The 20,040-nt window shown below is 61.0% G+C and carries 21 protein-coding genes; 9 read left to right on the top strand and 12 right to left on the bottom strand.

From position 1 onward, the window contains the following. Nucleotides 1-134: 134 nt before the first annotated feature. Entirely contained in the window at nucleotides 135-515 is a 381-nt protein-coding gene (locus AC19YS_RS03540) for a hypothetical protein (RefSeq protein WP_106577735.1), read from the bottom strand. 147 nt (nucleotides 516-662) lie between these two features. Here AC19YS_RS03540 and AC19YS_RS03535 point away from each other — a divergent pair, with 147 nt between their 5' ends. Beyond that, nucleotides 663-860 (top strand): heavy-metal-associated domain-containing protein, encoded by a 198-nt coding sequence (locus tag AC19YS_RS03535; protein ID WP_106577736.1) that lies wholly within the window; start codon nucleotides 663-665, stop codon nucleotides 858-860. Between the two features lie 87 nt (nucleotides 861-947). After that, entirely contained in the window at nucleotides 948-2,141 is a 1,194-nt protein-coding gene (locus tag AC19YS_RS03530) for a multidrug effflux MFS transporter (protein ID WP_106577737.1), read from the top strand. Nucleotides 2,142-2,149: 8 nt separating this feature from the next. Here AC19YS_RS03530 and AC19YS_RS03525 read toward each other — a convergent pair whose 3' ends face one another. The 3 genes from AC19YS_RS03525 to AC19YS_RS03515 all read right to left on the bottom strand — a co-directional run bounded on the left by AC19YS_RS03525 (nucleotide 2,150) and on the right by AC19YS_RS03515 (nucleotide 3,808). Then, nucleotides 2,150-2,332: a hypothetical protein gene (locus AC19YS_RS03525; RefSeq protein WP_106577738.1), complete on the bottom strand. Its 183-nt coding sequence runs from the start codon at nucleotides 2,330-2,332 to the stop codon at nucleotides 2,150-2,152. A gap of 144 nt (nucleotides 2,333-2,476) precedes the next feature. Next, entirely contained in the window at nucleotides 2,477-3,490 is a 1,014-nt protein-coding gene (locus tag AC19YS_RS03520; RefSeq protein ID WP_124416342.1) for a zinc-binding alcohol dehydrogenase family protein, read from the bottom strand. Nucleotides 3,491-3,514: 24 nt separating this feature from the next. After that, a complete protein-coding gene (locus AC19YS_RS03515) occupies nucleotides 3,515-3,808 on the bottom strand; it encodes a putative quinol monooxygenase (protein WP_119737745.1) in 294 nt (97 codons plus the stop codon). Between the two features lie 118 nt (nucleotides 3,809-3,926). Here AC19YS_RS03515 and vimR point away from each other — a divergent pair, with 118 nt between their 5' ends. From vimR to AC19YS_RS03500, 3 genes are all read left to right on the top strand, one after another. Next, nucleotides 3,927-4,856: a transcription regulator VimR gene (gene vimR, locus AC19YS_RS03510; protein ID WP_124416343.1), complete on the top strand. Its 930-nt coding sequence runs from the start codon at nucleotides 3,927-3,929 to the stop codon at nucleotides 4,854-4,856. Between the two features lie 134 nt (nucleotides 4,857-4,990). Beyond that, nucleotides 4,991-5,725, top strand: coding sequence for an ArsR/SmtB family transcription factor (locus AC19YS_RS03505; protein ID WP_500600945.1), 735 nt, complete (start codon nucleotides 4,991-4,993; stop codon nucleotides 5,723-5,725). A 57-nt stretch (nucleotides 5,726-5,782) separates the two neighbouring features. After that, nucleotides 5,783-7,153 carry an MFS transporter gene (locus AC19YS_RS03500; RefSeq protein WP_106577743.1) on the top strand — a complete coding sequence of 457 codons (1,371 nt, stop codon included), beginning with the start codon at nucleotides 5,783-5,785 and terminating at the stop codon, nucleotides 7,151-7,153. A gap of 137 nt (nucleotides 7,154-7,290) precedes the next feature. Here AC19YS_RS03500 and AC19YS_RS03495 read toward each other — a convergent pair whose 3' ends face one another. Next, the gene (locus AC19YS_RS03495) at nucleotides 7,291-8,244 is read right to left on the bottom strand and encodes an adenosine deaminase (RefSeq protein WP_119737737.1); all 954 of its coding nucleotides are present in this window, start codon (nucleotides 8,242-8,244) and stop codon (nucleotides 7,291-7,293) included. A 194-nt stretch (nucleotides 8,245-8,438) separates the two neighbouring features. Here AC19YS_RS03495 and AC19YS_RS03490 point away from each other — a divergent pair, with 194 nt between their 5' ends. Beyond that, nucleotides 8,439-9,530 (top strand): calcium:cation antiporter, encoded by a 1,092-nt coding sequence (locus AC19YS_RS03490; protein WP_200625633.1) that lies wholly within the window; start codon nucleotides 8,439-8,441, stop codon nucleotides 9,528-9,530. Nucleotides 9,531-9,665: 135 nt separating this feature from the next. Here the strand turns inward: AC19YS_RS03490 and AC19YS_RS03485 are convergent, their stop codons facing one another. The 3 genes from AC19YS_RS03485 to AC19YS_RS03475 all read right to left on the bottom strand — a co-directional run bounded on the left by AC19YS_RS03485 (nucleotide 9,666) and on the right by AC19YS_RS03475 (nucleotide 12,367). Next, on the bottom strand, nucleotides 9,666-11,024 hold the full coding sequence (locus tag AC19YS_RS03485) for an 8-oxoguanine deaminase (RefSeq protein WP_106577746.1): 1,359 nt from the start codon (nucleotides 11,022-11,024) through the stop codon (nucleotides 9,666-9,668). 280 nt (nucleotides 11,025-11,304) lie between these two features. Beyond that, nucleotides 11,305-11,991, bottom strand: coding sequence for an SDR family oxidoreductase (locus AC19YS_RS03480; protein ID WP_106577747.1), 687 nt, complete (start codon nucleotides 11,989-11,991; stop codon nucleotides 11,305-11,307). Nucleotides 11,992-12,016: 25 nt separating this feature from the next. Continuing rightward, nucleotides 12,017-12,367 carry a MerR family transcriptional regulator gene (locus AC19YS_RS03475; protein WP_106577748.1) on the bottom strand — a complete coding sequence of 117 codons (351 nt, stop codon included), beginning with the start codon at nucleotides 12,365-12,367 and terminating at the stop codon, nucleotides 12,017-12,019. A gap of 82 nt (nucleotides 12,368-12,449) precedes the next feature. On the opposite strand from AC19YS_RS03475, the gene AC19YS_RS03470 reads away from it, so the two are divergent. Beyond that, nucleotides 12,450-12,866: a hypothetical protein gene (locus AC19YS_RS03470; RefSeq protein ID WP_106577749.1), complete on the top strand. Its 417-nt coding sequence runs from the start codon at nucleotides 12,450-12,452 to the stop codon at nucleotides 12,864-12,866. Between the two features lie 66 nt (nucleotides 12,867-12,932). Here the strand turns inward: AC19YS_RS03470 and AC19YS_RS03465 are convergent, their stop codons facing one another. From AC19YS_RS03465 to AC19YS_RS03450, 4 genes are all read right to left on the bottom strand, one after another. Beyond that, nucleotides 12,933-13,514: an IMPACT family protein gene (locus AC19YS_RS03465; RefSeq protein ID WP_106577750.1), complete on the bottom strand. Its 582-nt coding sequence runs from the start codon at nucleotides 13,512-13,514 to the stop codon at nucleotides 12,933-12,935. A gap of 12 nt (nucleotides 13,515-13,526) precedes the next feature. After that, nucleotides 13,527-14,186, bottom strand: coding sequence for a TetR/AcrR family transcriptional regulator (locus AC19YS_RS03460; protein ID WP_106577751.1), 660 nt, complete (start codon nucleotides 14,184-14,186; stop codon nucleotides 13,527-13,529). An 87-nt stretch (nucleotides 14,187-14,273) separates the two neighbouring features. Further along, a complete protein-coding gene (locus AC19YS_RS03455; RefSeq protein ID WP_124416351.1) occupies nucleotides 14,274-15,668 on the bottom strand; it encodes a uracil-xanthine permease family protein in 1,395 nt (464 codons plus the stop codon). Between the two features lie 87 nt (nucleotides 15,669-15,755). Further along, nucleotides 15,756-16,676 carry a LysR family transcriptional regulator gene (locus tag AC19YS_RS03450; protein ID WP_106577753.1) on the bottom strand — a complete coding sequence of 307 codons (921 nt, stop codon included), beginning with the start codon at nucleotides 16,674-16,676 and terminating at the stop codon, nucleotides 15,756-15,758. Nucleotides 16,677-16,801: 125 nt separating this feature from the next. Between AC19YS_RS03450 and aptA the strand changes: the two genes are divergently transcribed. Both aptA and AC19YS_RS03440 read left to right on the top strand, forming a co-directional pair. Continuing rightward, entirely contained in the window at nucleotides 16,802-18,151 is a 1,350-nt protein-coding gene (gene aptA / locus AC19YS_RS03445) for an omega-aminotransferase AptA (RefSeq protein WP_106577754.1), read from the top strand. Nucleotides 18,152-18,190: 39 nt separating this feature from the next. Further along, nucleotides 18,191-19,684 carry a CoA-acylating methylmalonate-semialdehyde dehydrogenase gene (locus tag AC19YS_RS03440; RefSeq protein WP_106577755.1) on the top strand — a complete coding sequence of 498 codons (1,494 nt, stop codon included), beginning with the start codon at nucleotides 18,191-18,193 and terminating at the stop codon, nucleotides 19,682-19,684. Nucleotides 19,685-20,040: the final 356 nt, after the last annotated feature.

The following is a 20,040-nucleotide window of genomic DNA, read 5'->3' as shown; positions in this document are numbered from 1 at the left end:
GACGATGCCCCTAGGATCAACCTTGACCTGTGGGGAAGGTCAAGGGGCTATTTGCCTCAGGCGGTTGGCTGGCGGGCGATGACGACCGTGAATCAGGCGTGCACACAAGGACCTGAGGCCGGCAAGGCAGGTGTTCAGTATTCGAGGGCGGCGGGTTTCAGGTACATGCCGTCCGGGCCTTGGGCAATACGCAACTTGCGCACATCACCGGCCTTCAGCGTGATGTTCTGCGCGGGCGGCGCGAGCATGCCCGGCAAGCAGCCGGGGGCTTGGCCCGGCAGCAGTTTCAAGCGCAGTGACACGTTGCCCGCCGGCAAGTTGAACGACGTGGCCTGTTCCTGGAACAGGCGCCCGGCCAACTGGTCCTGGATATACAGGCCGATCTCGCAGCTGGTCGGCACTTCCAGACGCTCGCGGGAGATGATCAGCACCGCATAGTCTTCATCGGCGAAGGCCATGGGCGCAGCGGCAGACAAGCTCAACAGGCCGATAAGGGCCAAAAACGACCAGCGCATGGCGAATGCTCCGTGGTTCAAATCCAAGAGGGATGAAGCTTGGCCGAGGCGGCGGCTGAATACCAGCCCGGCGGATGTTTTTGAAACTTGACCTTGCCATCGTGGCAAGGTCGAGACTGGCGCCCACCTCATCAAAGGAGTCATGTCATGCAAGTATTCAACGTGGAAGGAATGACCTGCGGCCATTGCGTTCGGGCGGTGACCCAGGCGGTGCAGAGCAAGGACCCTGCGGCGAGCGTCAACGTCAACCTGGCGGCGAAGGAAGTCGGTGTTGAAAGTCGCTTGTCTGCCGAGCAGGTTATCGAGCTGATCACCGAAGAAGGCTACAGCGCCAAGCTCGCGTGAGTTTTCTGATAGTTAGCGAGCTAACGTAATGTTCATGGCACCCAAGCGCGGCTAGACTGTCGGGCTGCCGACTCACTTGGGTGTCTGATGAACCTCCGCATAATCCTGATCCTGGGCGCCTTGAGCGCCTTCGCGCCGTTGGCGATCGACTTTTACTTGCCGGGCTTTCCGGCAATGGCCACGGCGTTCGCCACCGACGAAAAACATATCCAGCTGACGTTGGCGGTGTATTTCGGCGGTCTGGCCATCGGCCAATTGATCTACGGGCCGCTGGCCGACCGCTTTGGCCGGCGCGTGCCGCTGCTCAGTGGCGTAACGCTGTTTACCGTCGCCTCCTTTGCCTGCGCGTATGCGCCGTCGCTGGACTGGCTGATCGGCGCGCGCTTCGTGCAAGCCCTCGGCGGGTGTGCGGGCATGGTGATTTCCCGTGCGGTGGTCAGCGACAAATGTGATGCCGTGGGCTCAGCCAAGGTTTATTCGCAACTGATGCTGGTCACCGGCCTGGCGCCGATCCTCGCACCGTTGGCGGGTGGCGTGATGGTCGGGTTGTGGGGCTGGCAGTCGATTTTCCTGGCGCTGTCGATATTCAGCGTGATGGCAGCCATCGCCGTGGCAGTCGGCTTGCCGGAAACCTTCCCGGCCCATCAGCCGCGCCAGCCACTGTCCGGTTCGCTGCGCCGCTACGGCGCGCTGTTGTCGGACCGCGTGTACCTGGGCTACGCCCTGACCGGCGGCATCTCGATTGCCGGGATGTTTGCCTACATTGCCGGCTCACCCTTTGTGTTCATCAAGCTCTACGGCGTGCCTGCCGAACATTACGGTTGGCTGTTCGGCTCCAACGCGGCCGGCTTTATCCTGGTGGCGCAGCTCAATGCGCGGTTGCTGGCCAAGCGTGGCCCGGCGTTTTTGTTGTCGCGCACGGTGTGGGTGTATGTGGCGGCGGCGCTGTCGCTGTTGGGCATTGCCGCCTTGCGCACCGACGCGTTGTGGCCGTTGCTGGTGCCGCTGTTTATTTGCATCGCCAGCCTTGGCTGCATTTTGCCCAACACCTCGGCCTGCGCCATGAGCGGGCAGGGCGCACGGGCCGGCAGCGCCTCGGCGCTGCTGGGCTGCATTCAGTTTGGTGTGGCGGCGGGCGCGGCGTCGCTGGTCGGCGTGTTGCACGACGGCACGGCAATGCCGATGGCGATGGTCATCAGCTTGTGCGGTGTACTGGCCGTAACGATTGCGATGTCGACCCAGCGCCTGCAACGGGCAAGGGCCGTGCAAGCGCAGGTCTGAGGTGCGGATCAGCCAGCGGCGGAGCGTTGCTGGCTGAGGGGAATGCGGTGCGGCGCCTGGATGCGCGCTTGCAGGGTGTCGGCGAAGGCACGGGCCTCGGCCTCAGTGCGGAAGGTGAACGCGTCGCCGTCGAGGCTGACCTGCCATTTGTTGCCTGGGGATTTTGCTAACGCTCTTATCAGGATCTTCATTGCTGACTTCCTCACGTAAAAGAATCGTGGCAAAGGCGGCCAATATAAACCCGAACGCGCTTACAAATATGACAAAGGTCAACTCTCTGACTAGCGGCGTCGTCCATTACTCAGAGGAATAAAGGACGACACTGTCAGACCGTTTTAAAACCCTTCCAACACGATCTTGCCCTTGGCCTTACCGCTTTCGAGCAGCGCGTGCGCCCGGCGCAGGTTCTCGGCATTGATCACACCAAAGTGCTCGCCCACCGTGGTTTTCAAGGTGCCGGCGTCGATCAGTTGAGCCACGCGGTTGAGCAGGTTGTGCTGTTCGATCATGTCCGGCGTCTCGAACATCGAGCGCGTGTACATGAACTCCCAATGCAGCGACAGGCTCTTGCGCTTGAGCTTGCTCACATCCAGCGACTTCGGATCGTCGATCAACGCCAGCTTGCCTTGTGGCTCCAGGGCTTCCACCAACTGGTCGAGGTGATGATCGGTCTGGGTCAGGCTGGCGACGTGGGTCACCTGTGGGTGGCCGGCGTTTTTCAGCGCTTCGCTCAGCGGTTGGCTGTGATCGATCACCAGGTCGGCGCCAAGTGCCTTGGCCCATTCCTGGGTTTGCGGACGCGACGCGGTGCCGATGACTTTCAGTGCGGTGAGCTGGCTGGCCAGTTGGGTCAGAATCGAACCCACACCCCCGGCGGCGCCGACGATCAGCAGGCTCTGGCCTTCATCTTCCTTGCCTTCACGCACTTGCAGGCGTTCGAACAGCAACTCCCAGGCCGTGATGGCGGTCAGCGGCAGCGCGGCGGCGTCGGCAAACCCCAGGCTCTTGGGCATATGACCGACGATGCGCTCATCCACGGTGTGCAGTTCGCTGTTGCCGCCCGGGCGGACCAGTGAGCCGGCGTAGAACACCTTGTCTCCGGCTTTGAACAGGGTCACTTCACTGCCAACGGCCTTGACCACACCCGCCACGTCCCAGCCCAGCACCTTGGCGGCACCGTTTTCCGGGGCGACGTTCTGGCGCACCTTGGTGTCCACCGGGTTGACCGAGATGGCTTTGACTTCCACCAGCAGGTCGCGCGGGCCGGCGACTGGCTCCGGCAGCTCGATGTCTTGCAGGGAGTTTGGATCGGTGATGGGCAGTGCAGCGTAGTAGGCGATGGCTTTCATGGGGACTCCGGAAAAGGGCAGTGATCAGGCAAGAAATTTCAGGCGCTTGAGTTCGAAGTGTTCGATCACATCAGCGGCCTTGGCGCGGAAGTTCTGGATGTGTGCGCTCTGGTCGTGGTCGGCCAGCGCTGCGTCATCGCTCCAGCGTTCGAGCATGTAGAAGGTCTCGGGATGTTGCAGGTCCTGGTGCAGGTCGTATTGCTCGCAACCGGCTTCCAGGCGGGTCGGTTCCAGCAGACCGCGCAGCAGGGTCTCCAGGGTTGCCCCTTGGCCGGGTTTGGCGATCAGCGTGGCGATGACGTTAAAGGCAGTGGACATATTCAACTCCTGGCACGTGGTGAACGGGATGGGCAGATGATTGGCTATTTCCCGTGAAGATAAAACCCGCTAAAACAGCAGTCTGTTTCAATAGAATTTTGATAATCGGCGGTAATGCATGCTGCGTTTTGATGATTTGCAGTTGTTTGTGCGCGCGGCAGACCTGGGCAGTCTGTCGGCTGCCGCGCGGGTCATGGACCTGTCGCCCGCCGTGGCCAGCGCGGCGCTCAAGCGCATCGAAGAGCAATTGGGCACGCGGTTGCTGGCGCGCTCTACCCGCAGCCTGCGGTTGACCGCCGAAGGTGAAGGCTTTCTGGAATATGCCCGCGCAGCCTTGAGTTCGCTGGACGAAGGGCGGCGCTTGTTGGCCAGCGGCCAGGACCATGTCAGCGGTGTGCTGCAGCTGTCGGCGCCGTCGGATTTCGGGCGCAATCAACTGTTGCCCTGGCTCGATGAATTCCAGCGCGAGTACCCGCAACTCACCGTGCGCCTGCTGTTGGGCGACCGGATCGCCGACCTGTTCCGCCAGCCGGTGGATATCGCCCTGCGTTACGGCGAGCCTGAAGACTCCAGCCTGATCGCGCTGCCCATCGCCCCGGACAACAGGCGTGTGCTGTGTGCCGCGCCCAGCTACCTCGCACGGCATGGCGAGCCGCGGCATCTGGAGCAATTGGCGCAACACAATTGCCTGCTGTACATGCTCGGCAGCCGCGTACACGACCACTGGGGTTTTCACGATGGCAAGCGTGAAGTCAGCCTGACGGTGAGCGGCGACCGCTTCAGTGATGACGCCGATGTGGTGCGGCGCTGGGCAGTGGCGGGTGTCGGTATCGCCTACAAGTCCTGGCTGGATGTGAGCAGCGACGTGCTGGCCGGGCGTCTGCGCGTGATCCTGCCGGAGCTGCGCGGTGAGCGCACGCCGCTCAACCTGCTGTGCGCGCATCGTGCGCAATTGAGCAAGCCCATCAACCTGTTGCGGGAAATGCTCGTGGCCCGCTGTGCGACATTGACTGCGCAATGGCCGGAGCGATTGAGCACCGCGCAATAGCCTCCATCAAAGCAAGAAATTTCACTCAGATCCTGTCCCTATCCGCGCTGTCAGACGCCGCGGAACGAGCGGTTTGCGCCCCTATACTTCGGTTCCAACCGCAGCAGACAAATGGTTTAACAAGGAGTGAATACATGGAAGAAGCACCCTGCATCAGTCACATCGCCAGCTTGCTCGGCGAGCCCAAGCGCACCGCCATGCTTTGGGCCTTGATGGACGGGTCGGCGAAATCGTCAGAGGAACTGGCGATGCTGGCCGGGCTGTCGTCGGCTTCGGCGATCGCGCATTTGTCGCGCCTGACTGGAAGCGGTTTGCTGCGGGTTGAAGCCCAGCGTGGCAAGCGCGTGTTTCGTGTCGCCGCCGTTGACGTCAGCGTTGCCATCGACGCGTTGGCCAGTACCACCATGGCCAGCGCCGTGCGCAGTGCGCCGCAGGGTGTGCCGCCGGCGCTGGTGGCGCCCGCGTCGTTGCGCCGAGCCCGGTTATGCCATGGCCACCTGGGCGGGGAACTGGGCGCAGCGCTTTACCAGCGCATGTTTCAGGCGGGATGGATCGACCGTCATGAACAACGTACTGAGGTCACCGTCACAGGCGCGCAGCGCCTGGCAGGCCTGGGCATTTTCACCCACGCGTTGGCCTCGCCCCTGGCGTGCGACTGCTTTGACTGGAGTCAGCAGCAACCGCACTTGGGGGGCGCTTTGGGGGCGGGGCTGTTGCAGCTGTTTTTGCAGTCGGGCTGGGTCAGCGTGGTCAACGAGTCCCACGCCCTGCAGTTCTCGGACGTCGGGCTTGGGGAAATCAACCGCCTCGCCGCGCCCCAGGAAGGCAATGGTCGCTCAGAGTTTCAGTCAGGTCGCATCCAGCAATAACCAGGCAAAACGATACCGCACACTCGCTTTGGGGATTTTTCATACAGGGGGTGCGGCATGGGCATGCAAGGCTATAGCGCAGCAGAACGGCTGGAACGGTTGCCCATCAGCGGCTATCACCGAATCATCTTCATCATCATCGCGCTGGCGTTTTTCTTCGACTCCATGGACCTGGCGATGATGACTTTCCTGTTGGGGTCGATCAAAACCGAGTTCGGCCTCAGTACGGCCCAGGCCGGGTTGCTGGCCAGTTCGAGTTTTTTTGGCATGGTGGTCGGTGCATCTTTATCCGGAATGTTGGCGGACCGGTTTGGACGCAAGCCAGTGTTCCAATGGAGCATCGTGTTGTGGGGCGTTGCCAGCTACCTGTGTTCCACGGCGCAGACGGTGGAGACGCTGACGCTGTTTCGCGTGTTGCTGGGGATCGGCATGGGCATGGAGTTTCCGATTGCGCAGTCGATGCTTTCGGAGTTGATTCCTGCCAAGGGGCGCGGGCGCTACATCGCCCTGATGGATGGCTTCTGGCCGTTGGGTTTTGTGGCGGCGGGTGTGCTGTCTTACTTCCTGCTGCCAGTGATTGGTTGGCGTGACATCTTCTTGGTGTTGGCAGTACCGGCGGTGTTTGTGTTGGCGATCCGGTTTTTTATCCCGGAGTCGCCGCGCTGGCTTGAGCAGGCCGGACGGCACGCGGCGGCGGATAAGGTGTTGCAGCGTATCGAGCAAAAAGTGCGCGTTTCGCTGGGGCGCGCCGACTTGCCTGCGCCAATTGCGCTGCCACGGGTTGAGAGCGTGCCGGGGACGTTTTTCTCGGCGTTTGAGCAGCTATGGTCGCCGCAGTATCGGCAACGCACGATGATGATCTGGAGTGTGTGGTTCTTTGCATTGCTCGGCTTCTACGGGCTCACCTCCTGGTTGAGCGCGTTGTTGCAGCAATCGGGGTTTGCGGTCACTCAGTCGGTGTACTACACGGTGATCATTTCCCTGGGCGGGATTCCCGGGTTTCTGATGGCCGCCTGGCTGGTGGAGCGCTGGGGGCGCAAGCCGGTCTGCGTTGTGACCTTGCTGGGCGGTGGCGTGATGGCGTTTGTGTACGGGCAAAGCGCTGTGTTTGGCGGCAACGTGGGGCTGCTGATTACGTCGGGGCTGTTGATGCAGTTCTTTCTGTTTGGCATGTGGGCGGTGCTGTACACCTACACGCCTGAGCTGTATCCCACGTCGGCGCGGGCAACCGGTTCCGGGTTCGCTTCGGCGATTGGTCGCGTGGGCTCGTTGCTCGGGCCGTTGGTAACGGGGCTGGTGTTTCCGATAACGGGGCAGGGCGGGGTGTTTGCCTTAGGCGCGCTGTGTTTTGCCGTAGCGGCGCTGGTGGTGTGGGTATTTGGGCGGGAGACGAAGGGCAAGACGCTGGAAGAACTGACCGAAGTCTGAGGAACAGCACACCACCACTGTGGGCGCGGGCGTGCTCGCGAAAGCGGTGTTTCAGTCGACACAGGTATTGACTGATACATCGCCTTCGCGGGCAAGCCCGGCTCCCACATTGATTTTGTCGTGTCAGCCGTTGTTGCTTAAGGCTTCACGAGCCGCGCATCCAGGCTGTTCTGCGCCAGGCGTTTGGCCTGGTCCTGGGTCATGCCCAGCGAGGTGTACAGCGCGTGGAAGTTCTCGGTGACGTAACCGCCGAAGTACGCCGGGTCATCCGAGTTCACCGTGACTTTCACGCCACGCTCGAGCATGTCGAGGATGTTGTGCTGGGCCATGTCGTCGAACACGCACAGCTTGGTGTTGGACAGCGGGCACACGGTCAGCGGGATCTGCTCGTCGATGATCCGCTGCATCAAGCGCTCGTCTTCGATGGCGCGCACGCCATGGTCGATACGCTGGATTTTCAGCAGGTCGATGGCTTCCCAGATGTACTCGGGCGGGCCTTCTTCGCCGGCGTGGGCCACGGTGAGGAAGCCTTCGTGGCGGGCACGATCGAACACGCGCTGGAACTTGCTCGGCGGGTGGCCCATTTCCGAGCTGTCCAGGCCTACAGCCACAAACGCGTCACGGAACGGCAGCGCCTGGTCGAGGGTTTTCTCGGCTTCGGCTTCGCTCAAGTGGCGCAGGAAACTCAAGATCAAACCGCTGGTGATGCCCAGTTGCTGCTCGCCATCTTTGAGCGCAGCGGCGATGCCGTTGAGCACGACTTCGAACGGCACGCCACGGTCGGTGTGGGTTTGCGGGTCGAAGAAGGGTTCGGTGTGGATCACGTTCTGTTCTTTGCAGCGCAGCAGGTAGGCCCAGGTCAGGTCGTAGAAATCCTGGGAGGTGCGCAGCACATCGGCGCCCTGGTAATACAGGTCGAGAAACTCTTGCAGATTGTTGAAGGCGTAGGCCTTGCGCAGGGTTTCGACGTCGTTCCAAGGCAGTGCAATCTTGTTGCGTTCGGCCAGTGCGAACAGCAACTCAGGCTCCAGCGAGCCTTCCAGGTGCAGGTGCAATTCAGCCTTGGGCAGGGCGTTGAGCCAATCGTACATTTTCTAAATTCTCATCAGGTGCAATGGCGGCATTCTACAGGCCATGGCCGAAATAATCGGCAAAACCTGACCAGCAGGAGAGTATTGGTTTTATTCGTGCAAGGGCCACGTGAACTAAGGTGTAACGAAACGTTAGCGGCGTGGTGCAGTCTGTACCCCATCAATGACTGATTTGCTGCATGAAAAGGCCCGGAATGCTCACATCCCTCAAGCAAGAAAAATACATGGTGCTGGCGCTGATTGCCGCCATCGTCGCCTACCCGTTGGAGCACTGGATGCTGCACAGCGGGCAGATGGTGGCGTTGCTCAGCGGCGTGGCGTTGATCGTCTTCATCGTCGTGGCCTCGATGCGCGTTGCCCACCACGCCGAGCAACTGGCGGAAAAGGTCGGTGACCCTTACGGCACCATGATCCTGACCCTGGCCGCGGTGCTGGTGGAAGTGGTGATCCTGGCGATCATGATGAGCAACGAGCCATCGCCCACCTTGGTACGCGACACGATTTATTCGGCAGTGATGCTCGATATCAACGGCATCCTCGGCCTGGCTGCGCTGATGGGCGGCATCAAACATGGCGAACAGTCCTACAACGATGACTCGGCACGCAGCTACAGCGTGATGATCCTCACCGCCATGGGCGTGTCGATGGTGGTGCCGGAATTCATCCCCCAGGCCGACTGGAAAATTTACTCGGCGTTCACCATCGGCGCGATGGTGCTGCTTTACACCCTGTTTTTGCGCATGCAGGTGGGGCCGCACAGTTACTTCTTCAGCTACAGCTACCCGGAAAAACGCCGCAAGAAACAGCCGGAAGAACTGCAGGAACCGCCAATCAGCCTGGCCTTCTCCATTGGCACATTGGTGTTTGGCGTGGTTGTGATCGGCGCACTGGCCGAGGTGATGTCCAAGACCCTCGACCTGGGCCTGGAAGGCACGGGCGCGCCGCCGGTGGTCACGGCGATTGTGGTGGCGGCTATTTCGGCGGCGCCGGAAATTCTGACGGCCTTGCGCGCAGCCTTGGCTAACCGCATGCAGTCGGTGGTGAACATCGCACTCGGTGCATCGTTGTCGACGGTGATTTTGACGGTGCCGGTGATGGAGGCCATGGCGCTCTACACCGGCCAGCCGTTCCAGATGGCGATGACGCCGGTGCAAACCGTGATGGTGTTGATCACGCTGGTTGTCAGTGCGATCAACCTCAACGATGGCGAGACGAATGCCATCGAAGGGATGACCCATTTCGTGTTGTTTGCGACGTTTATCATGCTGTCGCTGTTGGGGTTGTAGAAACCGCAGAACTCAATGTGGGAGCTGGGTTTTGTGGGAGCTGGCGTGCCTGCGATGCAGACACCCAGGTTTTTCAGTTGCACCGAGATGATGCTATCGCAGGCAAGCCAGCTCCCACATTTTGATATGCCTGGCTTAGGTTCCGGCGATCAGCTGTTTCGCCGCCTGTGTGTGATCGGCAATCAAACCTTTCAAATCCAGGCCTTCAACCTGCCCGTCAATCACCCGCCATTTGCCCCCGATCATCACCCGATCCGCCCGGTCGGCGCCGCACAGCAGCAGCGCCGAAATCGGATCGTGACTGCCGGAAAAACGCAGCTCATCAAGCTTGAACAGTGCCAGGTCAGCCTGTTTGCCCACGGCCAGTTCACCGATATCCGTACGCCCCAGTAATTGCGCCGAGCCTTTGGTCGCCCAGCCCAGCACGCCTTCGGGGGTGATCTTTTCCGCGCCGTAACGCAGCCGCTGGATGTACAAGGCCTGGCGGGTTTCGAGGATCATGTTCGAGGCATCGTTGGACGCGGAGCCGTCCACGCCAAGGCCAATCGGCGCACCGGCGGCGAGCAGGTCCAGGGTTGGGCAGATGCCGGAGGCCAGGCGCATGTTCGAGCTTGGGCAATGGCAGATACCGGTACCGGCGGCGCCCAGGCGCGCGATTTCATCCGGGTTGAAGTGAATGCCATGGGCCAGCCAGGTGCGTGGGCCGAGCCAGCCGACGCTGTCGAGATAATCCACAGTGCGCAGGCCGAAGCGCTGCAGGCAGAAGTCTTCTTCGTCGAGGGTTTCCGCAAGGTGCGTGTGCAGGCGCACATCGAGGCTGTTGGCCAGTTCGGCGCTGGCTTGCATGATTTGCGGGGTGACCGAAAACGGCGAGCAGGGCGCCAGGGCAATCTGGATTTGCGCGCCGTCGCCGCGCTCATGGTATTCGCGGATCAGGCGTTGGCTATCGTCGAGGATCACTTGGCCTTGTTGCACGGTTTGCTGCGGCGGCAGGCCGCCGTCGGCTTCGCCCAGGCTCATGGAACCGCGGGTGAGCATGGCGCGCATGCCCAGTTCGCGCACGCTTTGCACTTGCACGTCGATGGCATTTTCCAGGCCGTCAGGGAACAGGTAGTGGTGATCGGCCGCGGTGGTGCAGCCTGAGAGCAGCAATTCCGCCAAGGCGACTTTGGACGCCAGGGCGAGCTTTTCCGGGGTCAGCCGGGCCCACACCGGGTAGAGGGTTTTGAGCCACGGGAACAACGGCTGGTTGACCACCGGTGCCCAGGCGCGGGTCAGGGTCTGGTAGAAGTGATGATGGGTGTTGATCAGCCCCGGCAGGATCACATGTTCGCGCGCGTCAAACACCTGTGCGCAGGGCACGGCAGGCTCTTGTCCCCAGCCCAGCAGTTCGGTGATCACACCGTCTTGCAGCACCAGGCCGCCACGGGCATCGAGGCCATTGGCAGTGAAAATCGCGAGGGGGTTTTTTAACCAGATACGGGTCGCAGGCATTGGCCGGCTCCTCTGAATGATGGGTTCAGGTTTGCCAGCTCAGTGTTGCCCTGTCTGCTGATCCAGGGTCGCCGGTTAAGGCGAGGTCGATAGATTACGTGGAGTTCCGGATCCGGTCCAGCTGCAGGCGCGAGGTGCTCTTGAGTCACCAATGCCGTTCAGTTAAGCAGTCCCCTGTGGGAGCGGGCTGGCCCGCGATAGCGGTGTGCCAGTCAACATTAATGTTGGCTGGGCCGACGTCTTCGCGGGCAAGCCCGTTCCCGCATGTAGAACCGGGGTATTACCAGGCGATAGTGTCGCCTTTGTAGTCCACGAAGTGATGGCCGCCCTTGCCCGTGTAGGCATTTACCTGATCGATCAGGCCGCGCACGCTGGTGTCGACATCAATGAGCGCGTTTTCACCGCCCATATCCGTCTTCACCCAGCCCGGGTGCAGCGACAGCACGGTGAGCTTGTGGTCGCCGAGTTGGGTGATAAAGCTGTTGGTCATGGAGTTGAGTGCAGCCTTGCTGGCCTTGTACAGCGCCAGGTCCGCACCGTCGGGAATGGTCACGCTGCCGAGCACCGAGCTCATGAAGGCCAGCACACCGCTGTCTTTGCGAATCTGCCCGACAAAACGCTGGGCCAGGTTGATCGGCGCCACGGCGTTGGTGAAGAACAGCTGGCCGACTTCCGCCAGGGTGGCGTGGCCAGGCTCTTGATTGGCGGGGCCTTTGACGCCGGCGTTGACGAACAGCAGGTCGAAGGTGCGGTCCTTGAGGCGCTGGCTCAGAGCGATCACGGCTTGCTGATCGTCTATGTCCAGCTTCTCGACGTGTACCGGGCCTGCGGCTTTGAGCGCATCGGCCTTGTTCGGGTCGCGCACGGTGGCGGTCACATCCCAGCCGTCCTGAAGCAATTGTTTGACCAGGCCAAGGCCCAGCCCGCGCGAGGCGCCGATGATCAGTGCGGTTTTTGGCGTAGACATGAAAGGCATCCTTTGGAATGGAGGTTCACGGATTCAGTGGACAACGTTGCCCGAGCCTTTGCTGCAACTCCTGGCGCAGGTGGCCGAGTTCGCTGATACGGGTTTCGATCAGGTTGAGCTTGTCTTGCAGCAATTGTGTGACAGCGCTGTCAGGGTCGGGCGCCTGCCAGAGGGCGGCGACGCTGCTGCCGATCTCGCCCAGGCTGAAGCCCAGGCGTTGCGCGGTTTTGATGTAGAGCACCAGTTGCACCATGTCCGGCGGGTAGTCGCGGTAACCATTGGCGCTGCGTTGTGCTGCGATCAACCCACGCTGCTCGTAGAAACGCAGTGTGTCGCGGCTGACCTGGCTGGCCTGGGCTAGTTCGCCAATACGCATGGGGCGGGCTCGAAAGGGCTTGACCCTGGAGCATACTCCAGGCTTTAGCCTGCTGGCTTCTTAATTCAAGGAGCTTGCCGATATGTGGACCGCTGCCCAATACCGAACACTGGTGCGCGCCAGCGCCTGGTATGACTTGATCGTGACCGCGGCGTTTGTCACACCGTGGAGCTTTGTGTTTGTGCACAGCGTATTGCAGGGTTTGAACCTGCCGGGGACGTTGCCGGCGTTTGCACCGGCGCATGTACTGATGGCCAATTTGCTCGGCTCGATTGTGTGCGTGTGGGCAGTGCTGCGAATTCGCGACCCGCAGCGCCAGTTTGGCCTCTATGACGCGGCCGGCCGCGCACTGTTCGCGACCTGGCAGCTCTACGCGCTGATGCAGGGCGCGACGGCGGTGCTGTGGGTAACGTTGCTGTTTGAGGGGGCGTGGGGCATCGCGCAAATTGTCCCCGTGAAGACTGATCAAAAAATGACCGGCGCCCGTAAGCCCTTATGACAGAAGGGTTACAGGCGGGTGTGCTCAGGTTATCCACAGGCAGGTGCACAGTAGATGTGGGCAGTTTCAGCGCTCCAGCAGGATGCGCCCACGGCTCAGGTCGGCGAGTTGGGTTTGCAGCGTGTCGATAGCCGCCTCGCCCAGTGCCAGTTGCAGCTCCACACCATTGGCGGTGAAGGTTTCCTCCACCACCAGCCCACCCAGTTCGGCGACACGCAGTTTCACCAGGTTCAGCTCCGAAAAGCCGCAGGCGCAGCTCAGTGGCACGCGGCTGATCAGCTCGATGCGCTCGGCATTTTGCAGGCATTTGTTCGCGCCGCCGCCATAGGCACGGGCGAGGCCACCGGTGCCCAGCTGAATGCCGCCGTACCAGCGAATCACCAGCACGGCGACCTGATCAAAGCCTTGGGCTTCGATGGCGGCCAGAATCGGCCGCCCCGCGGTACCGCCGGGCTCGCCATCGTCGTTGCTGCGGTACTGATCGGCGAGTTTCCAGGCCCAGCAGTTGTGCGTGGCGTTGAGGTCGCTGTGTTGCTCGAAAAACGCTTGGGCGTCTTGCGCGCTGGTGATCGGCGCCGCGAGGGTAATAAAGCGGCTTTTGCGTATTTCTTCACGAAATTCGCAAAGGCCGGTAAGCGTGAAAGGCATAAGTCGCTTCGTTTATAGGGCGGGCTTGATGCCACAGCCTTTGAGAATGATGTGGATCAGGTTGCTGCCGGCGTCTTCCATGTCTTGTTTGGTCAGCTTGGTGCGCCCGGTGACGCGGCAGATCTGGGTGGCAAAGTCGGCATAGTGCTGGGTGCTGCCCCACAGCAGGAAGATTAGGTGCACGGGGTCGATGGGGTCCATCTTGCCGGCGTCGATCCAGGCCTGGAACACGGCGGCGCGACCGCTGAACCAGGCGCGGTAATCCTGGCTGAAATATTCGGTGAGGCATTCGCCGCCACTGATGATTTCCATGGCGAAGATCCGCGAGGCCTGTGGGTGACGCCGGGAAAACTCCATCTTGGTGCGGATGTAGCGAGTGAGCGCCACGGCCGGGTCGTCCTCGGCGGTCAGCGCGTTGAAGGTGCTGTCCCACAGTTCGAGGATATTGCTGAGCACCGCGATGTACAGGCCGAGCTTGTTGGTGAAGTAGTAATGCAGGTTGGCCTTGGGCAGCCCGGCACTCGAGGCAATGGTGTTCATGCTGGTGCCTTTGTAGCCATGGCGCGCGAACTCGTCTTCAGCAGCCTGCAGAATCGCTTGTTCGTTCTTTTGCCGAATGCGGCTGGCGGGTTTACCGGCGTGGTTGCTGTGGGCAGGAACTTCGAGGCTCATGGAGGTTTCCGTGCTGATCGATAGAGACGACGTGTGCACAGATAACCCACCCTCAAGCCTCAGACAAGTCCCGATGCAATAAAACCGTCAAAGCGGTTCCAGCGTGTCGCTTTCCGGCGCGTGGTTTGCGGCAGCGCAGGTCGTTTTGGTTTCCGGTAACAACAGGCACAACACGATGGCGGTCAGGCCGCCGCTGGTGATGGCTGAGTCGAACAGGTTTTGCACCAGGGACGGCATCAAGTGCAACAGGTCCGGTTGGGCGGCAATGCCCAGGCCGACGCCGAACGAGGTGGCGATGATCAGCATGCTGCGCCGGTCCAGTGGCGCCTGCGCAAGGATGCGCACCCCGGCAGCGGCCACGCTGCCGAACATCACCAGGGTGGCGCCGCCCAATACCGGCTTGGGAATTTGCTGCAGCACGGCACCAATCAACGGAAACAAGCCGAGACAGAACAGCAGCACGCCGATGTACAAGCCGACGTAACGGCTGGCGACGCCGGTGAGTTGGATCACACCATTGTTCTGCGCAAAGGTGGTGTTGGGAAAGGCGCTGAAGGTAGCGGCGATCATGCAACTCACACCATCGCCCAAGACGCCGCCTTTGAGTCGGCTTATATAAGAAGGGCCGCTGATGGGTTGGCGCGCAATCATGCAATTGGCGGTGAGGTCACCGACGGTCTCGATGCTGCTGATCAGATAAATCAGCGCGATGGGCAAAAAAGCGCTCCAGTCGAAGTTGAAACCAAAGCGAAAGGGCATTGGCACGCTGATCAAGGGCAAGTCGGGCAGGGCCTGAGGTACCAGTTTGCCGCTGAACCAGGCGGCCAGGCTGCCGAGGGCCAAGCCGATGATGATCGCCGAAAGGCGAACCCACGGGGTGTTGGAGCGGTTGAGCAAAATGATCGTCAGCACCACGAACACGCCCAACGCCAGGTTCACCGGAGCGCCGAAGTCGGGCGCGTTAAAACCGCCGCCGAGGTCGGTGATGCCCACTTTGATCAGGCTGATGCCGATCAGCGTGATCACAATCCCGGTGACCAGGGGCGTGATCACTCGGCGCAGTTGGCCGATAAAGCGGCTCAACACGATCTGTACCGCCGCGCCGAAAAAGCACACGCCGAAGATCATCGCCATGATGTCTTCCGGGCTGCCACCGCGTTGCTTGACCAGAAAGCCTGCCGACAACACCGCGCCGAGAAACGCAAAGCTGGTGCCTTGCAGGCAGATCATCCCGGCACCGATGCCAAAGGGTCTGCGTGCCTGAATGAAGGTGCCGACGCCGGAGACCATCAACGCCATGCTGATCAAGTAGGGCAAATGGGCGGTGAGGCCCAGCGTGGAGCCAATAATCAAGGGCGGCGTGATAATGCCGACGAAGGCCGCCAGCACGTGTTGCGCGGCGGCCAGTATTGCCGGGATGGGTTTCGGGCGGTCGTTGAGGCCGTAGATCAGGTCGCTGGGGCTGGAGGTTTCTGGTGGCATGGCGGGCAAACTCAGGGCGGACGGTTCAAGGTCCTTGTGCCTTGCAAAAAGCTGTCCAGTTGCTCAGCTTTTTGCGAAAGGCCCGAGCTAGCGCGTTGCCGCCAGACTCTCGAGAAAGCTTTCCAGCACCAAATGAGGGCGACGGCCCTTGCGCGTGACCGATGCGAGGCTCAAATCGTAAAAACGTGTAGTCGGTTTCAGCGCGCGCAGTCGGCCTTGTTGCACCCACAGGCTGGCGTAGTGGTCAGGCAGGTAACCAATGTAGCGGCCCGTGAGGATCAGGAACGCCATGCCTTCGCGGTCCGAGGCGCTGGCGGTGCAGTTGAGTGCTTGGTAATGGGCCTGGATCTCGGCGGGCAAGCGGAAGGTGGGGGCGATGGCGTCCTGGCTGTCGAGGCGGGCGTCGTCCAGTTGTTTGTTGTCGGCATAGAACAGCGGGTGGCCAACCGCGCAATAGAGCAGCGAACGTTCGCTGTAGAGCGGCTGGTATTCCAGGCCCGACAGCGCGCTGGCCTGGGGGACAACGCCGACATGCAGGCGGCCGTCGAGTACGCCTTGCTCGACTTCATTGGGGGCGATCATGCGGATTTGTATCTGCACGTCCGGGCCACGTTCCTTCAACTGTGCCAACGCGTGAGTGATGCGCATGTGGGGCAGGGTGACGAGGTTGTCGGTGAGGCCGATGATCAGCTCGCCGCGCAAATGCTGGTGCAGGCCGTTGACCTCAGTGCGAAAGCTTTCCAGGGCACTTAATAGCTGCAGGGCCGATTGGTAGACCTCGCGGCCTTCTTCGGTGAGCGAGAAACCGGCACGCCCGCGTTGGCACAGGCGCAATCCCAGGCGCTGTTCGAGGTCGCTCATCTGCTGGCTGATGGCCGAGCGGCCAATGCCGAGCACGGTTTCTGCTGCCGAGAAGCCGCCGCACTCCACCACGCTGCGAAAGATGCGCAACAGGCGGATATCGAAGTCACTGACTTGGGCCAGAGGGTCGGGTCGGCGGCTGCTCATAGTTTAGTGAAGGCCTGACTGAAGGTTAGAAGAGTTGGATTTCACCGACTTTATCCCCGTGGCAATTTAGCTGCAAGAACGCTTTTCAATCCCGACGCTGCCTTTTGCCCTGCGAGGTTTTGCTGATGAACATGCCCGAAAACGCCCCGACGTCCCTGGCCAGCCAATTGAAGTTGGATGCGCACTGGATGCCCTACACCGCCAACCGTAACTTCCAGCGTGACCCGCGCCTGATCGTGGCCGCCGAAGGCAGCTGGTTGACCGATGACAAGGGCCGCAAGGTGTACGACTCGTTGTCGGGCCTGTGGACCTGCGGCGCCGGGCACACCCGCAAGGAAATCCAGGAAGCGGTCGCCAAGCAACTGGGCACCCTGGACTACTCCCCGGGCTTCCAGTACGGCCATCCGCTGTCGTTCCAGCTGGCAGAAAAGATCACCGACCTGACGCCGGGCAATCTGAATCACGTGTTTTTCACGGACTCCGGCTCCGAGTGCGCCGATACCGCGGTGAAGATGGTGCGCGCCTACTGGCGGCTGAAGGGGCAGGCGACCAAGACCAAAATGATTGGCCGCGCCCGTGGCTATCATGGTGTCAACATTGCCGGCACCAGCCTGGGCGGCGTCAACGGTAACCGGAAGCTGTTTGGTCAGGGCTTGATGGATGTGGATCACCTGCCTCACACCTTGCTGGCGAGCAATGCGTTTTCTCGTGGGATGCCGGAGCAGGGCGGTATTGCTTTGGCCGATGAGCTGCTCAAGTTGATCGAGCTGCACGACGCGTCGAACATTGCCGCCGTGTTTGTTGAGCCGATGGCCGGCTCCGCTGGCGTGCTGGTGCCGCCACAGGGTTACCTCAAGCGCCTGCGTGAGATCTGCGATCAGCACAACATCCTGTTGGTGTTCGACGAAGTGATCACCGGTTTCGGCCGTACCGGCTCGATGTTCGGCGCCGACAGCTTCGGCGTGACCCCGGACCTGATGTGCATCGCCAAGCAAGTCACCAACGGCGCGATCCCGATGGGCGCGGTGATTGCCAGCAGCGAGATCTATCAGACCTTCATGAACCAGGCGACGCCGGAGTACGCCGTGGAATTCCCCCACGGCTATACCTACTCGGCGCACCCAGTGGCGTGCGCGGCTGGCCTGGCGGCATTGGACTTGCTGCAGAAGGAAAACCTGGTGCAGAGCGTGGCCGAAGTCGCACCACACTTTGAGAATGCGCTGCACGGTTTGAAGGGCAGCAAGAACGTGATCGACATTCGTAACTACGGCCTGGCCGGCGCGATCCAGATTGCTCCGCGTGACGGTGATGCCATTGTGCGTCCATTCGAGGCCGGCATGGCCTTGTGGAAAGCCGGCTTCTACGTGCGCTTTGGCGGCGACACCCTGCAGTTCGGGCCAACCTTCAACAGCAAGCCGCAGGACCTGGATCGCCTGTTTGACGCGGTCGGCGAAGTGCTGAACAAGATCGACTGATTTCTCCTTCTATATAGAACACCTTTTCAGGAGCCCTGCATGAGCCTTATCCAGCATTTGATCAACGGTGAGTTGGTCAATGACAGCGGCCGGAGTGCCGACGTATATAACCCGTCTACCGGCCAGGTGATTCACCAAGTGCCGCTGGCCAGTCGTGAAACCATTCAACAGGCGATCGACTCGGCCAAGGCCGCGTTCCCGGCCTGGCGCAATACCCCGCCGGCCAAACGTGCCCAGGTGATGTTTCGTTTCAAGCAATTGCTGGAGCAGAACGAAGCACGCATCTCTCAGTTGATCAGCGAAGAGCATGGCAAGACGCTGGAGGACGCGGCGGGTGAATTGAAGCGCGGGATCGAGAACGTCGAGTACGCGTGCTCGGCGCCGGAGATTCTCAAGGGCGAGTACAGCCGTAACGTGGGGCCGAACATTGATGCCTGGTCGGATTTCCAGCCGTTGGGCGTGGTGGCTGGTATTACGCCGTTCAACTTCCCGGCGATGGTGCCGTTGTGGATGTACCCGCTGGCCATTGTCTGCGGCAACTGTTTCATCCTGAAGCCGTCGGAGCGTGATCCAAGTTCTACGCTGCTGATCGCGCAGTTGCTGCAGGAAGCCGGCCTGCCTAAGGGTGTGTTGAGCGTGGTGCACGGTGACAAGGGCGCGGTGGATGCGCTGATCGAAGCGCCGGAAGTCAAGGCGCTGAGCTTTGTGGGCTCGACGCCCATTGCCGAATACATTTATTCCGAAGCGACCAAGCGCGGCAAACGTGTGCAAGCGCTGGGCGGGGCGAAGAACCATGCGGTGCTGATGCCGGATGCAGACCTGGATAACGCCGTGAGTGCCTTGATGGGCGCGGCGTATGGTTCGTGCGGGGAGCGTTGCATGGCGATCTCGGTGGCGGTGTGCGTGGGTGATCAGGTGGCGGATGCGTTGATCGCCAAGCTGGTGCCGCAGGTCAAAGCGCTGAAGATTGGTGCGGGCACGTCCTGCGGCCTGGATATGGGGCCGTTGGTGACGGGCCAGGCGCGCGACAAGGTCAGCGGCTATATAGAAGATGGCGTGTCGGCGGGTGCCAAGCTGGTGGTCGACGGCCGTGGTTTAAGTGTTGCCGGGCATGAGGAAGGTTTCTTCCTGGGCGGCAGCCTGTTTGATCATGTGACCCCTGAGATGCGCATCTATAAAGAAGAGATCTTCGGGCCGGTGCTGTGTGTCGTTCGGGTGGATAGCCTGGAAGCGGCGATGCAGCTGATCAATGATCACGAATACGGTAATGGCACTTGCATCTTTACCCGTGACGGTGAGGCGGCGCGCCTGTTCTGTGACGAGATCGAAGTGGGCATGGTCGGGGTGAACGTCCCGCTGCCGGTGCCAGTGGCTTATCACAGCTTCGGCGGCTGGAAGCGCTCGCTGTTTGGCGACTTGCATGCCTATGGGCCGGATGGGGTGCGTTTCTATACCCGTCGCAAGGCGATCACCCAGCGCTGGCCGCAACGGGCCAGCCATGAAGCGTCGCAATTTGCCTTTCCTAGCTTGTAAGGTGGGCTGAAAGCCGGCCCCTTGGGGCCGGCTTTCGCGTTTCTGCGGGTTTTTTGACCGATATGACAGAAATGTGAAAAAAGGTGTTGACGGCAGATTCTGGAAGTCTATAATTCGCCCCACTTCCGGCGCAGTCGAAACGGAAAACTCCTTGGTAAACAAAGAGTTACGCAGAATTCGACAGCGAGTTGCTTCAGTTCATCGAAGCCCAGAAGGAGTTGGTAGAGCAGTGTTGTTTGGCTCTATTAACGTTTCGATCTTCTCGGTCGAAAGCGGAGAAAAAGAGGTGTTGACAGCAGCGTGTAACGCTGTAGAATTCGCCTCCCGCTAACGAGAGATCGGAAGCGCAAGTGGTT

The organism is Pseudomonas sp. MF08831 (assembly GCF_059862645.1).
This window is presented reverse-complemented; position numbering and strand designations above follow the sequence as displayed.